Annotated in this window: 10 protein-coding genes; 3 read left to right on the plus strand and 7 right to left on the minus strand. The window is 66.2% G+C overall.

What is annotated here, in order from left to right; translation table 11 throughout:
* Nucleotides 1-6: 6 nt before the first annotated feature.
* From F0U60_RS29740 to F0U60_RS29755, 4 genes are all read right to left on the minus strand, one after another.
* Nucleotides 7-1,422, minus strand: a complete 1,416-nt coding sequence (locus F0U60_RS29740) for a family 2B encapsulin nanocompartment shell protein (protein WP_395804665.1) — start codon at nt 1,420-1,422, stop codon at nt 7-9.
* 45 nt (nt 1,423-1,467) lie between these two features.
* Nucleotides 1,468-2,874: a family 2B encapsulin nanocompartment shell protein gene (locus tag F0U60_RS29745; protein WP_395804667.1), complete on the minus strand. Its 1,407-nt coding sequence runs from the start codon at nt 2,872-2,874 to the stop codon at nt 1,468-1,470.
* Between the two features lie 5 nt (nt 2,875-2,879).
* Entirely contained in the window at nt 2,880-5,213 is a 2,334-nt protein-coding gene (locus F0U60_RS29750) for a family 2 encapsulin nanocompartment cargo protein terpene cyclase (RefSeq protein WP_395804669.1), read from the minus strand.
* Between the two features lie 229 nt (nt 5,214-5,442).
* On the minus strand, nt 5,443-6,198 hold the full coding sequence (locus F0U60_RS29755; RefSeq protein WP_395804671.1) for a 2OG-Fe(II) oxygenase: 756 nt from the start codon (nt 6,196-6,198) through the stop codon (nt 5,443-5,445).
* 188 nt (nt 6,199-6,386) lie between these two features.
* Here F0U60_RS29755 and F0U60_RS29760 point away from each other — a divergent pair, with 188 nt between their 5' ends.
* Both F0U60_RS29760 and F0U60_RS29765 read left to right on the plus strand, forming a co-directional pair.
* A complete protein-coding gene (locus F0U60_RS29760) occupies nt 6,387-7,289 on the plus strand; it encodes a LysR family transcriptional regulator (protein WP_395804673.1) in 903 nt (300 codons plus the stop codon).
* A 118-nt stretch (nt 7,290-7,407) separates the two neighbouring features.
* Nucleotides 7,408-7,917 carry a DoxX family protein gene (locus F0U60_RS29765; protein ID WP_395804675.1) on the plus strand — a complete coding sequence of 170 codons (510 nt, stop codon included), beginning with the start codon at nt 7,408-7,410 and terminating at the stop codon, nt 7,915-7,917.
* On the opposite strand, the gene F0U60_RS29770 is transcribed toward F0U60_RS29765, so the two are convergent.
* From F0U60_RS29770 to F0U60_RS29780, 3 genes are all read right to left on the minus strand, one after another.
* Nucleotides 7,904-8,839: a bestrophin family protein gene (locus F0U60_RS29770; RefSeq protein WP_395804677.1), complete on the minus strand. Its 936-nt coding sequence runs from the start codon at nt 8,837-8,839 to the stop codon at nt 7,904-7,906. The two genes, F0U60_RS29765 and F0U60_RS29770, sit on opposite strands and share 14 nt — an antisense overlap.
* A gap of 125 nt (nt 8,840-8,964) precedes the next feature.
* Entirely contained in the window at nt 8,965-11,040 is a 2,076-nt protein-coding gene (locus F0U60_RS29775; RefSeq protein WP_395804679.1) for a hypothetical protein, read from the minus strand.
* Nucleotides 11,041-11,163: 123 nt separating this feature from the next.
* Nucleotides 11,164-12,534: an MBL fold metallo-hydrolase gene (locus tag F0U60_RS29780; protein ID WP_395804681.1), complete on the minus strand. Its 1,371-nt coding sequence runs from the start codon at nt 12,532-12,534 to the stop codon at nt 11,164-11,166.
* Between the two features lie 317 nt (nt 12,535-12,851).
* Between F0U60_RS29780 and F0U60_RS29785 the strand changes: the two genes are divergently transcribed.
* Complete coding sequence (locus tag F0U60_RS29785) at nt 12,852-13,619, plus strand: VOC family protein (RefSeq protein ID WP_395804683.1); 768 nt, start codon at nt 12,852-12,854, stop codon at nt 13,617-13,619.
* Nucleotides 13,620-13,675: the final 56 nt, after the last annotated feature.

The raw sequence follows: 13,675 nt of genomic DNA on the forward strand, positions 1-13,675 counted from the left end.
AGTCCGTCAGCGCCCGAGCTGGATGTTCTCCAGGACTCCGAGCGCGTCGGGGATGAGCACAGCCGCGGAGTAGTAGGTGCTGACGAGATACGAGGAGATGGCCTTCTCGTTGACGCCCATGTGCCGCACGGAGAGACCGGGCTCGACCTCATCCGGGATGCCGGTCTGCCGCAGACCGACGACTCCTTGATCGTCCTTCCCGGTCCGGAGCACGAGGATGGAGGTCGTGAGGTCGTCGGAGATGGGAAGCTTGTCGCAGGGAAGGATGGGGACGTTGCGCCAGCCGATGAACTTCCTGCCCTCCACCTCGACGACGGACGGGTAGATCCCGCGGCGGGTGCACTCCTGACCAAACGCGGCGATGGCGCGGGGATGGGCCAGGAAGAACCGCGACTTCTTGCGTCGGCTGAGCAGCTCGTCCAGGTCGTCGGGCGTGGGCGGCCCGCTGCGCGCGTGGATGCGCTGCTTGAGGTCCGCGTTGTGCAGCAGCCCGAAGTCCCGGTTGTTGATCATCTCGTCTTCCTGCCGCTCGCGCAGGGCCTCGATGGTCAACCGGACCTGCTCCCCGACCTGGTTCATCGGGCCGTTGAACACGTCCGCCACGCGGGTATGCACCTTGAGCAGGGTCTGCGCCAGGCTCAGCTCATACTCGCGGGGCTTGAGCTCGTAGTCGACGAAGGTCCCCGGCAGCTCCGGCTCGCCGTGGTGTCCCGCCGCGAGCTGGATGGCGGCCTGTCCCGCCTTGTCCTGAGGCTTGCTCAACCGCTCCTTGATCCGATCGATGTGAGCGGACAGCACCGCGGACTGTTTGATCAGCTCCTCGAACACCCGCTGCGGCAGCATCATCACCGTGCACGGGGTGAGCGCCTTGACCGTGAACTTCCACCGGTCGTTCGACTCCACCACCGACATGTCCCCGAAGTGATCGCCATCGGCGAGCACCTCGAGCAGGACCTCGTCGCCATACTGGCCGCGGCCCACCTTCTGGGCCCTGCCGTGGGCGAGCAGGATCACATGCTCGGCGGGCTGGCCCGCCTCGACGATCCGCTCGCCCGGCTTGAACTCCCGCTGGACGAACCGCGATGCCAGGGCGGACAACACCTCGACGTCCTCGACCTCGCGCAGCAGCGGCAGCTCCCGCAGCTCCTGGGGAATGACCTCTATCCGGGCGCCAACGTTGGAGAAGCTGAGGCGCCCATCACCCACGGAGTACGTCAGGCGACGGTTGACGCGGTACACGCCACCCGGCACCTCGACCCAGGGCAGCATGCGCAGCAGCCACCGGGGGGTGATTCCCAACATCTGCGGCCGCGACTTGGTCGTCGTCGCCAACTGACGGGCCGCGTCCGTCCCCAGGCTCATCTGCCGCTGTTCTACTTCACCACCACCACCACCGCTGCCCGTGTTCATCGTATTCGCCATGAGCTGTGCCTCAGCTAGGTCTGGACTGCCTCAACCGCCCACGTGCTAGACGCGGCCGATCTCCACGTTCTCGAGGATGCCGAGCGCGTCGGGGATGAGGACCGCCGCGGAGAAGTAGGTGCTGACGAGGTAGGAAATGATGGCCTTGTCGTTGATGCCCATGTAGCGAACGTTCAGGCTGGGCTCGATCTCGTCGGGGATGCCGGCCTGGTGCAGGCCGATGACGCCCTGGTTCTCCGCGCCCGTGCGCATCAGCATGATGGAGCTGGTCCGCGTCTCGCTGATGGGAATCTTGTTGCAGGGGAAGATGGGGATGCCGCGCCAGGCGGTGACGGCGCGACCGTTCACGTCAACGCTGCCCGGGTAGATCCCGCGGCGGTTGCACTCCTGCCCGAACGCGGCGATGGCACGCGGGTGGGCCAGGAAGAAGGACGGATCCTTCCACACGGTGGCCAGCAGCTCGTCCATGTCATCCGGCGTCGGGGGACCGCTGCGGGTGTGGATGCGCTGCTTGAGATCGGCGTTGTGCAGCAGGCCGTACTCACGGTTGTTGACGAGCTCGTGCTCCTTGCGCTCCTTCAGCGCCTCGACGGTCAGACGCAGCTGCTCCTGGGTCTGGTTCATCGGGTCGTTGAACAGGTCGGCGACGCGCGTGTGGATCTGCAGCACCGTCTGCGCCACGCTCAGCTCGTACTCGCGGGGCGACGTCTCGTAGTCCACGTAGGTGCCCGGCAGCACGGGCTCGCCGTGGTGTCCGGCGGCCAGCTCGATGTCCGCCTGGCCCGACGGGTCCTTCTTCTTCTTGGCGAGCGCCTTGAAGTCCTCGATGTGCTTCTGCAGCGTCGGGGACTGGGCGAGCACCGCCTCGAACGCGGACTGCTGGAGGACCAGCACGGTGACCGGGGTGACGGCCTTGGTCGTGAACTTCCACTGGTCATTCGACTCCAGCAGCACCTCGTAGCTGTAGTGGTCGCCATCGGCCAGCACCTCGAGCACCGTCTGCTCGCCATACTTGCTGGTGCCGATCTTGTTCACCTTGCCGTGAGCGATGAGGACGATCGAGTCGGCCTCCTGGCCGGCCTGGGTGATGACCTCACCGACCTTGTACTCCTTCTGTTCGAAGCGGTTGGCCAGGGCGAGCAGCACCTCGGGGTCATCGAAGCCGCGCAGCAGCGGCAGCTCACGGAGCTCCTGGGGGATGACCTGCACCCGCGCGCCAGTGCTGGTGAAGGACACGCGGCCATCGCCCACGTTGTAGCTCAAGCGCCGGTTGAGACGGAACACGCCGCCGTTGACCTGCACCCAGGGCAGCAGCTTGAGCAACCACCGGGTGGAGATTCCCTGCATCTGCGGGGCGGACTTGGTCGTCGTCGCCAGCTGGCGCGCCGCTTCCGTCCCGAGGCTCATCTGCTGCTTCCTGGCTTCCTCAATCAGCTTCTCGATATTCGCCATGACACTCACCTCTTTCCTTCAGTCAGAAGAACAGGATCCTTTTCACGGCCAGCCGGCACGGGCCGGTTGCCACCTGACAGCAGCGACGCGATGCGCGCCGCCGACGTGCCCAGCCCGGTGGGCCCCCTGAGCTGGTGCATGTACCGCCCGGGCGTCCGGCTCTTGCGCAACTCGAATTCCTTGTAGCGGTCCACCGTCTGGTGCCAGATGAGCACGCCGGCCATCCATTGCTGGAGCTGCTCGACGTAGGCGCGCAGCCGCTCCTGGGCCTTCCCATCCAAACCCCAGTGGGTGATGAGGGCCGGCAGCTCGGTGGCGACGATGTGCTCGAACTGGCGCATCCGCGCGGTCATCAGATCGTTGACGACCTCGACGCCCCGCTGCTTGTCGAGCTCAAGGAAGCGCTGAACGACCAGCACGCCGTTGTGGAGCTCCCCCTCGAACTCGATCTCCTTCTGGTAGGAGAAGACGTCGTTGGTGAGGCAGGCGTAGTCAGCGGCGGAGTTCTCAAGCGCACGCATCGTCCGGGTCCGGAAGAGCTCGCGCGGGAGTCCGTGGCCCTGGGCCAGCCGCGACAAGCTCATCGTGAGATCCGATCCAAACGTCTTGCGGCGCATCTCCACATAGTCGACCGGGTCCGGAATCCGGTTCTGGATTTGATTGGCGAGCTCCCACAACCAGCTCTCCGTCATGTCCTGGATGGCCCGGCGGAACTGATTGCGCGCATCGGCGGACAGGGGGCCCGCTGTGCGAGCCCACAGGTCGGCCAGGCCCCGCTCCACCGGATTGGTGGGGACGGTGGTGAGCGTGGCCGGGTCATCCGGCATGAACGCCGTCAGCCTCGCGTTGAACACCTTCGCGCCCGCCATATCGCGGCTATGACCGTAGAGCGCCGGGAAGTAGTCGTCGGCGTAGGTTCCCCAGACGAGCCAGCCGGCAGTGAGATCCAGCTGAGGACCAGAGGCCGCCGGGTGGATCAACGCACCGCACAGGGCCACGTCGGCGACATCGAACGTGTGGTCATCCCAGATGTAGACGCCTGGCAGGCCAGGCAGGGTGTCCAGCATTCCCATCTGGCGCGCCCATTCCTTGGAGCTGCGCCGCGCGGCGTCCAGGTGGGCGTTCTGCCGTGTCGAGTACGGCATGTAGAACGGGGGCAGCTTGACCGGACCCACGGCCGTATAGGGAACGTGGGTGTAGCTCTTGAACCGTCCCAACCCCAGGGCGCCAGGCGACAGGTGGAGCCGAGCCGCCGAGGTCCCCAGACCCGTGGGGCCGAGGGGAAGACCTCCCAACGAGTGCCCCGCTCTCCCGGCCGCCTTGTTCATGTAGCGGCTCGAGCGCATGTGCCACTCGTGGCCGCCGGACTGCCAGTCCTGGAGTCCTCGGATATAGGAGAGGACGTGCATCCGCTCGACCGGGTTGAGGCCGTACTCCTCGAAGAGGGACGGCAGTTCGGTCAGGGCGGTGTTCTCGAACTGCTGGAGCCGGGACGTGAGGATCTCGTTGGTCAGATCGGCTGCGCGCTGCGTATCGACATTCAGGAAGCGCTCGAGGACCAGGACGCAGTTGGAGAGCTCGCCCTCCTCCAGGATCTCCCGCTCGTAGGAGAACAGGTCGTTGCGCAGGTGCACCCCATCGGAGAACGTGTCCTTGAGGACACGCATCGGACGGGAGTCGGCGATGCGGGCGGGGATCTCCGCGAAGACAGCGTGCTCCACGAGATCCGCCGACCAGGGGGCCCCACCCACCTTGCGGCGCATCTCGATGTACTCGATGGGGTTGGCGACACGGCGCTCGCTGATGTTGGCCAGCTCCCACATCGATTCATCGAGCAGATTCTTGGTGCTCTCGAAGAACCGGCGCCGCCACTCCACGGATTTGCTCGGCACCGTGCGAGCCCACAAGTCGGCCAGGCCCCGCTCCACCGGATTGGTGGGCGTCGGTGGGGAGACGGAGAGCTCGACGGGCATGAACGCGGGAAGCCTGTCGAGGTATGCCTTCGCGCCCGTCAGATCCTTGGAGCGCTTGTAGACCTCGAGGAAGTGATCATCGAAGTAGAAAACCCAGACATACCAGTCCGTCACCAGGTCGAGCTCCGGGCCGGGCGCTTCGGGATGGGTGTACGCACAGAGCAGCGCGTAATCCATGGCATCGAACTTCACCTCATCCCAGACATCGGGGGTCTTCCCGTCCTTGGGCGGATCCAGGATCCCCATCTCACGCGCCCACGCCTTGGAGTGCACCCGGGCCCCCTCGAGAGAGGGATTCAGGCGCGCCGGCCAGGGGACATAGAAGTCTGGCAATTCAAAGGGTTGTTTGACTGGCGCCGCGGTCATGGTTGCACCTTGTCGGCTCTCAGTGGGGTGTTGGAGAGGCGACAGCCAGCGGCTGCTAGCATCTGTCGTGCCACCCCTCCCCAATCCATCGCTCAGAGGAAGGGACGCCTTGGATTCACCCGTGGCACCAGGTGGAGGACTCACTGACATGTCAGCTTGACGTGTCAGTGGGCTGCTGGCGTGTCAGCTCGGCTCAACGGTCAGCGCGGATCGGCCCGTACTCGGCCAGTCAACGCACTGTCGCCCAGATGGCACTGTGGGCCTCCGGCGCGTCCGGAGACACTTCCGCCGTGTAGAAATAGGCCGCGACCGCGGCTCGACCGCGCCCCTCGGGACACTCCAGCGGGGATGGGTGGCCATGCCAGTAGTCATCGCCATGAGCCATCACGACCAGCCGATCGAGCAGCGGAGCGATTCGGGTCTCGCACCTGGAGAGGTCGGCATTCCACAGCTCGAGGTCGCCGCCCCAGGCGGGTTCCCAGCCAGGGTTCAAGTAGTAGAGGACGGTGAGCCGCCGCGTGAGCGCACGGAAGCGATCGCGGTTGAAGTCCGCGTGAAGCGCGAGATGGCCCCCCCGCAGCGTGAGGTGCAGCCCGGCGCCCCGGAAATGCGGATCCGCGATGAGCCCCTGGACTCCGGTGAGGGTCTCCAGGAAATCGAGGAACGACATGCTCGAGAACTCCGAGAGCAGGTGTCGGAGCGCTCCGTGCACACCTTCGAACGCCTTGCGCTGAAGCTGTCCCAGGCGCGCGGCCTGTTCCTGGTGATCCCGTCGCTTCCAGTCGGCCTCGGAGGCGCCCGGGAAGACCGCTGCCAGTCCGGACGCAAGCCGCTCTCCCAGGAAGCCGTCGATGACGACGTGAGGATAGGGCCGTGCGGCGCCGTAGGAGCCACGATGGGCCAGCGCGAGCGCACGGAGCGCCGTCCGGGAAAGGAAGAAGCTCGGACCCAGCAAGGGACCTTCTTCGATGGTTGCGACGCTCACTGGATCTCTCCGCCACTATTACCGACCTTCGATGATGCCATCAGGGTCCATCTCAGCAGAGTCGCGGCGCCCTTGCTTGCCTGATCCGTGGTCCCGGCATCTGGAATCGCAACTGAGCCTCTCCGAGTTCGAACAGCCCGCTGCACAGGGCTGTCCTTCCTATACATCGCCGTGGCAGCCTCCCACGGGTGAGCGAACCCCTCTTCGATGACCTGCTCGGCCTCGCGTGCTTCGCGCGCGTCGTCGAGCATCGCTCGATCACCCAGGCGGCCCAGGCGCTCGGCGTGTCCAAGTCCGTGGTCAGCGCGCGGGTAGCCCGACTGGAAGCCCGCGTGGGCGAACCGCTGCTCATCCGCACCACGCGCAAGCTCACCGTCACCGACGCGGGCCTGGGCGTGTACGCGCATTGCGCGCGGATGCTCCAGGAGGCCGGGGCCGCCACGCGCGGGGCGACCGACGCGGGTCGGGGCACGCTGCGCATCAACGCGCCCGTGAGCTTCGCGCAGATGTACCTCGCCGGGCCCATGGCCCGCTTCCTCACCACGCACCCGGACACCCACGTGGAGCTCGTGCTGAGCGACCGGCTGGTGGACCTCGTCGAGGAGCGCGTGGACGTGGCCATCCGGATCACGCGCCTGCGCGACTCCAACCTCGTGGCGCGCAAGCTGGCCACCACATCGCTGCACGTGTGCGCGGCGCCCGTGTACCTGAAGCACCGGGGCACTCCGGAGCGGCCCGAGGACCTGCTCCACCACGACTGCCTGCGCTACACGCACCTGCGCGCCGAGGACGAGTGGCGCTTCTATGGCCCACAGGGCCGCATCCGCGTGCCGGTGTCCGGCTCGCTGTCCACCGGCAATGGCACCATGCTTCGCGAGGCCGTGGCCCAGGGCATCGGCCTCGCCATGCTGCCGCGCTTCATGGTGGACGAGGACCTGCGCTCGGGGCGGCTCGTCACCGTGCTCGACGACTTCGCGCCCCGACCCGTGGGCATCCACGCCATCCATGCGGCCGGCCGGACTCCCGCCCCGCGCCTGCGCGCCCTGCTCGACGTGCTGGCCGCGGAGTTCCGCTCCGCGCGCTGGGGGTGATTGTCCGGCACGCAGAACGATTCGTTCTCGGCGCACGCCTTCCGGCGGGCCGATGCGGAAGGCATTCCATAGAGCGTGTGAGGGGAACGCATCCCCTCCCGTTCAAGGAGTCGCCGTCATGAGCCGCATCGAGTCCGTCCAGTCCTCTCCCGCCGCCCGCGACGTGGGGCCCACCGTGCTGCGCGTGGCGCTGGGCGCGGTGTTCCTCGCGCACGCGGGGGCCAAGGCCTTCATCTTCACGTTCGCGGGTACCGCGCAATTCTTCGAGGCCCACGGCTTCCCCGGGTGGACGGCGTGGCCCGTGTTCCTCGCGGAGCTGCTCGGCGGGCTCGCGTTGGTGGCGGGCTTCCGCACGCGGTGGGTGGCGCTCGGGCTGGTGCCGGTGATGCTCGGCGCGCTCAAGCCTCACCTCGCCAACGGGTGGATGTTCACCAACTCGGGTGGTGGCTGGGAGTACGTCGCGTTCCTCCTCCTCGCCCTGGTGGCGCAGGCGCTGCTGGGAAGTGGGGCATACGCACTCGACGAGCGCGCCAACTCCCTGACACGGTCCACCCCGCTGCCGGCAGGGGGTGTGCGTGGCGGACTGGCCCGACGCGGGGCCCTGAGCCGGACTCCTACTCGAGGATGAAGTCCCGGGGGCGCAGCGGCTCGGGCTGGGGCTCGCCCAGGGCCTCCAGCAGGTTGATTTCCCCCGTGCGAGCGAGCGCGAGCAGGGGCAAGTCATTGGGGGCATCCCCGAAGGGCTCCTCCAGCTCGTCGCTCAGCCGGTCCAGGCCGAAGAACGTATAGGCAATCATGGCCGCGAGCACCGGTGTGAACCAGCCCAGTGCCTCGGCGAGGCCAAAGGGCAGCAGCAGGCAGAAGATGTACGCGGTGCGGTGGAGCAGCACGGTGTATGCGAATGGCACCGGGGTGGTGCGGATGCGCTCGCAGGCCGCGAAAACGCTCATCAACCCGTGCACCCGCCCGCTCAGCGCGCCCCAGGTGATGTCGGAGAGCCGGCCCTCCCGCCGCAGCGTGGCCAGCTCCCGCTCCTGCTCGCGCAGCAGCGCGTTGGGCCGGTTCCCGCTGGTGAGCACGCGGGAGCACTCCGGCTCGGACACGAAGCGGGAGATGTCCGCCCGGGCGTCATGCCCCCGCAGGTGCGCGGCGAGCGCGTGCGCGAAGGCGATGTTGCGGTAAACGAGCCGCCGCGCCGTCTCGCGTCCCACGACGGGCAGCTCCGCGCGCCCGTCATCCAGCAGCGCGATGGCCGTGTGGGTGAACGCACGCAGCTCGATGAGCAGCGCGCCCCACTGCTTCCGGGCCTCCCACCAGCGGTCGTAGCAGGCGTTGTTCCGGAACCCGAGGAAGATGGACAGGGCGATGCCGAGCAGGGACAGGGGCGCGGGCGAGGTGACGGGCAGCCGCAGGAGCCCCCGCTGGAGCGTCCAGACGACGAGGCAGGAGAGCCCCGCGATGACCAGCACGTGCGGCAGCACGCGAGGCAGGATGGTACCGCGCACGACGAACAGCAGACGGAGGAAGCCAGGGCGGGGACGGACGATCACGGCCAGCCCCTCGTGCTCCAATTCCCCGCCACTCGCAAGCGCGACATGCGGCCGCGTGTCCAGGAGTTACGGTCCGTCTCCCGCGTTTCACGGCGAGCATCAGTGCGGGTGGCTCGCCCAGGGACCTATGGCAGGGCGCCGTTGGTGATGACGATGTCGTCGATGTACCCCCGGTAGTCCCCCGTGCTGGCGGGCCGGTCGTAGCTCACGAGGATGCGGTCGAGGGTCTTCCCGCTCAGCCACTGGCCCACGTTGCTGCGGATCTGCGTCCAGGTGTTGAGCGGAATCGCCCCGCCGTGGCCCGCATGGGCGTGCATGCTGAAGCCATTGAGGTCCGTGGCGCCGCTGTCCCGGAGCGTCGAGCCGTCGGTGCAGACGAAGTCCACCGCGACATACCGGGCGTTGTCCTGCTGGGGGTGAATCCAGTAGCTCAGCTTCGTGGCGGCGGTGATGGGGATGTTCACGTCGAAGACGCGGGCATTGGCGTAGGACACCGTCGCGCTGGTGTCCTTGCCCGAGTACATGAGCACGGCAAGGCCCGTGTGCGGTGACTCCTGACGGGGCGAGCACTCCACCTGCGTCGCCCACGTATTGGCGGTGACGTTCTGGCTGGCCTCCATCGTGTCCAGCCACGTCGGCTGGATGTCGGCGCTCTCGAAGCCGGACTGGAACAGCACGCTCCCTCCCGTGGCGGGGATGACCTCGAACGACACGACATGGTACGGCGGCACGGTGTAGGTGAAGGCGGAGCCCGCATACGGAACCGTCGTGTACGCCGTGGGGTTCGCCGTCGTCGCCGCGTTGACCGTGCGCACATTCACGGTGCCCGTGGCACTGGAGCTTCCGGCGAGCGAGACGGTGACGTCATACGCATTCCCCGCCGTGTCCTTGTTCACCACGGTGACGAACGTCCTTCCCGTCGCCGTGGCCCGGCTGGCGAAGGCCTCGAGGTTCGCCGTTCCGCCGGTGGTGGTCAGCTTCTGGTCGCCCGTGTAGTTGCCGAAGAGGAACAGCGTGAAGTACGGCTTGTGCGGCGCGAAGTCCGTGGTGTTCAGCAGGCCCAGGTGGTTCTGTCCGGCCTCGGCGAGGTTGTAGAAGCTGAAGATGTCGATGTTTGCCTTCATCGCGTTGATGATGGCGCTGGCCGTCCACGTCGCGTTGACCTCGCTGTGGTACTTCGCATTGAAGGCAGCGAAGTCCCCCTGGGCGATGTTGTACTCGGTGATGGCCGCACCGAACTTCTTGCCCGAGGGGCCGGTGAGGACGCCGTTAAGGCCGCCGTTCTTCACCTTGATAACGTCGTCCCGGTAGTTCGGCGGCGTCCAGGCCATGCGCTGGGCATCCGTCGCCGTGTCGCTGGCATGGGGGCCGTAGTTGTGCCAGCTCAGGATGTCCAGGTTCGCTTCCAGGTTCTTCGCTGCGTTGGACAGCCAGCTCTCGGCGGGCCCCTTGTCCAAATCTCCCGAGTGCGAGTCCGCCGGACCGATGAGCTTGAGCGTCGCATCCTTGGCGCGCATGGCCGAGGCGACGGTGGTGAAGAAGGTGTTGTAGTCCTCCTTCGACGCGAACTTCCCGTCCCACTCGTTGGTGGCCTCGTTCCACATCTCGAAGTACCGGACGCGCTTCGAGGCCCCCAGCGCCTGGTCGACGTTGTAGCGCTGCACGAGGCCCGCCATGAAGGTGCCGTACTCGGCCCAGTCGGCGGAGAGGATGACCTTGTCCGCGTTGAGCGTCTTGTTGACGCCTCCGGGGAAGCCGCACACGACGATGAGCGGCTCAGCCCCTGCGTCCCAGATGGTGTTCAGCAGCGCGTCGAGGGTTGCCCAGTTCCACGTGTTGTGGGCCGGGTAGACGTCCTGCCCGTTGTACAGGCCCCACTGCGTGACGCCAACGCGGACGAGCTTCACCTTCGCGTCGCTGATTCGCTGCTTGAGGACGGCGTTTCCGGGCCAGTGCCCCACGTACTTGTCCGGGGCGCCAACGGCCCAGGAGAACGGGTTGACGGGGCCCGCGTTCGACGCGGTATCGACCGTGACGGTCGTGGCCAGCGCCGCACGGGAGACTCCGAGATCCTCAGAGCCGGACGCCTGGGGATTGGCATCGGAGCCACCGCAGGCGCCCAGCAGGAGGAGCCCCACGGCTCCAATGAGGCGGCGGTAGCAATGGAGTGACGAGACTTCGAGGTCCGAGTGTGATGACACGGTGCGCCTCCCAGGTGTGGGTCGTGGTGGCCTGCTCAAAACACTGACACAGGCCATCGCGAGCTGGCGCACGGTTTCCCTCAACGCTCCGTGACTCGCCTCACTGCGCCTGGCAAGGAGCCGCTACACATCGAGCGGCGGCGGGCTGCCCTTGAGGACGTAGTAGAACCGCTTCGCCGCCCCATAGAACTTCGCATCCTTGGGGACCATCGCCCGGAACAAGCCGGTCGCCTGGTTCTCGAGCTGGTGCAGCAGGAAGCTCTTGGGCTGCCGCCGGAGGTACTCGGTGAAGTACTCCAGGACCTCGGCCTTCGAATACGCGCGCCCGTTGTCGGCGTACTTGGCGACGATCGGCGTGAACCACGGGTACAGGCTGTCGAGCCCGTGCAGCGTGGTCTTCATGAAGTTGCCGATCAACAGGTCGTCGAAGATCTCGTACTCGACCGCGGTCATCAACGAGCCCCGCGGAACCTCGAAGGTGACACCGTACTTCGAGCGCTTGTTGTTCAGATCGATGGTGAGCTCGCTCCCACCCACTCTCAAGCGCACGAAGTCGAGCTTGCTCGCCAGGACCTCTTTGTTCTTGAAGTAGGCGACGAGCTTCTTACGATCTTCCTTGTCGAGCGGCTCGCTCCAGTCGTCGCCGAACGCCTTGGGATCGCGGGGGCTCCTGTCGGCGGGGGGCGGTCGGAGCTCGGTCACCTCGCCCGTCTCACAATCCACCCGAACGAAGGCCGGCAACACCTCGGAGCCAGGCAGCTCGAAGCCCTCGGCGTAGGCGTTGATGGGGGTGGTGTAGGCCTCCCCCCAGAGACTGTCCTGGCGGCGGTAGCAGTGGAATGAGCTGAAGGGAATGAAGAACCGCGCATTGTACCGGCGCATGGGGGCGATCAGCGTCCGGCCCACCGGGTACTTCTTCGCGGCCCAGGGCTCGATGCGTTCCCCGTCCTCGTCGAACAGGTTGATCATGTCCGCGTCGCCGTAGCCGCTCAGCTTCAGGAGGAAGTTCCCCTCGTACTGGGAGGCCACCCGCGCCACCTCCGCACCCCAGCCGCGATCGACCGCATCATTGAGGTTGATGACGAGCCGCTTGCCAAGCTTCACCAGCAAGATGGAGTCCTGGAAGTAGTCCGTCAGGCACATCACTTCGATGTTGTCGGAGATGCGCGTCCAGGTCCGCTCCGCGAGGATGGTCACGTTGAAGCCCTGGGCCGTCAGCTCCTTGTGGATCCGGCCGCCCACATGATCGCCGATGAGGATCTTCTTGCCGGAGAGCGCGGGCAGGGAGTCGCCGTTCAGGTGGTCCGGATGACCGTGCGAGAACCAGACGTATTCACACTCCTGGATGTGGTTGAGCTGCTCCGGTGGAATGGAGTAGCTCAGCCCCCAGCTCCCGAAGTAGGCCGCGTCGCTGATCCACGGATCCGTAGCCAATATGGGCTTGCCGTCAATGGCAATGAGGGTGGCATTTCCGATGGTCTCGAATCCAAGCATGGGTTTCGTACCCCGTTCCGCGGCAAGAGGGAGCGGGGACGATACGCCTGGTGGTCAGAGCCCGAATCAGCACGTTTGGATGAGAGAGCCGTTCGAGAGCAGACTCTCGCTTCATCTATGGCCTGTACATAGCCGACACAGGGTGCAAGAGCGCAATGGCCCTCCAAGGCAGGGGGAGGTGTAATCGAAGTGACGCAAGAAGCGCAGCGCTCGTCTGAGCTCAGACACCGTGCTGAGCCGAACGCATTCGAATCGTTCAGCTTGCAGCGACCTCTCGTGTAAGAGAGAGACGCTTTCCACCTCTTTGGAGGAACGCGATGAGCCGATTCATTTGGTACGACCTGATGTGCTCCGACCTCGCCGGTGCAAAGGCTTTCTATTCGGACATCATCGGCTGGAAGACCGAGAAGTTTCCGGGTGGCGACTACGAGCTCCTGAAAGCCGGCGACAAAGGCGTCGGGGGCATCATGGCGCTGCCTGACGAGATGAAGCGTGCTGGCGTTCCGCAGCACTGGATGGGCTACATCCACGCCGACAACGTCGATGCCACCGCGCAGGAGGCGCAGAAGCTGGGCGGCAAGGTGATGTCTCCTCCCTCCAACATCCCCACCGTCGGCCGCTTCGCCGTCCTCGCGGATCCGCAGGGGGCCGTGTTCGCCGTCTTCAAGCCGATGCCCCGCGAAGGCGAGCTCGCTCCTCGCGAGCTGCCCGGCAACTTCAGCTGGGCCGAACTCAACACCACCGATTGGCAGAGCGCCTGGAAATTCTACTCCGCGCTCTTTGGCTGGAAGGCCACCTCGTCCATGAACATGGGCCCCCAGTTCGGCGAGTACTTCATGTTCGGCACCGACCCCAAGCAGTCGATGGGCGGGATGTCGAATGCCGCCAACATCATGAAGGCCCCTGCTCACTGGCTGCACTACATCAACGTGAAGAACGCCGACGAGACCGCCAGGCGCATCCCGGAAAAGGGCGGAAAGGTGCTCAACGGCCCGATGGACGTCCCCGGCGGAGACCGCATCGCCCAGTGCATGGATCCGCAGGGCGGTGTGTTCGCCATCTATTCGGCAGGTAAGCGCACGTAGCGCTCCTGGCCTGCAACCCCTTGTAGTTCGTAACCGCTGACATGGAAGAGGAGCGG

Source organism: Archangium minus, assembly GCF_044360475.1.
Taxonomy (GTDB): domain Bacteria; phylum Myxococcota; class Myxococcia; order Myxococcales; family Myxococcaceae; genus Archangium; species Archangium minus.

Excerpts from the sequence above, each read along its gene's own strand:
- F0U60_RS29780 (WP_395804681.1), bottom strand. The coding sequence starts at position 12,534 with ATGCTTGGATTCGAGACCATCGGAAATGCCACCCTCATTGCCATTGAC.
- F0U60_RS29745 (WP_395804667.1), bottom strand. The coding sequence starts at position 2,874 with ATGGCGAATATCGAGAAGCTGATTGAGGAAGCCAGGAAGCAGCAGATG.
- F0U60_RS29740 (WP_395804665.1), bottom strand. The coding sequence starts at position 1,422 with ATGGCGAATACGATGAACACGGGCAGCGGTGGTGGTGGTGGTGAAGTA.
- F0U60_RS29765 (WP_395804675.1), top strand. The coding sequence starts at position 7,408 with ATGAGCCGCATCGAGTCCGTCCAGTCCTCTCCCGCCGCCCGCGACGTG.
- F0U60_RS29750 (WP_395804669.1), bottom strand. The coding sequence starts at position 5,213 with ATGACCGCGGCGCCAGTCAAACAACCCTTTGAATTGCCAGACTTCTAT.
- F0U60_RS29785 (WP_395804683.1), top strand. The coding sequence starts at position 12,852 with ATGAGCCGATTCATTTGGTACGACCTGATGTGCTCCGACCTCGCCGGT.